The following is a 235-nucleotide window of genomic DNA, read 5'->3' as shown; positions in this document are numbered from 1 at the left end:
CCACCACGTTGGGCGCATAGCCGCCGGTGACGCTCAGCCCGACCCCACCCGCCGCGCGCCCGGCGACGTACGCGGCCAGCCGCGGGAAGTCGCGCGCGCGGTCTTCCAGCCCGGAGTGCATGGACCCCATCAGGATGCGGTTGCGCAGGGTGGTGAAGCCCAGGTCGATCGGGGCGAACAGGTGGGGGTAGGCGGGAGTTTCGGCGGCTGGCGACATGAAGATACGCTTGCGTCA

General features: G+C 71.1%; 1 pseudogene. It reads right to left on the bottom strand.

Annotated elements, in window-relative coordinates:
* Nucleotides 1-217: pseudogene (locus ACQG3P_RS23940) on the bottom strand (NADPH-dependent 2,4-dienoyl-CoA reductase); the annotation flags it as partial.
* Nucleotides 218-235: the final 18 nt, after the last annotated feature.

The sequence above is a fragment of the Stenotrophomonas sp. SrG genome, assembly GCF_050031795.1.
Lineage (GTDB): Bacteria > Pseudomonadota > Gammaproteobacteria > Xanthomonadales > Xanthomonadaceae > Stenotrophomonas > Stenotrophomonas rhizophila_A.
The sequence above is the reverse complement of the archived record's forward strand: the minus strand, read 5'-3'. Positions and strand labels throughout refer to the sequence as shown.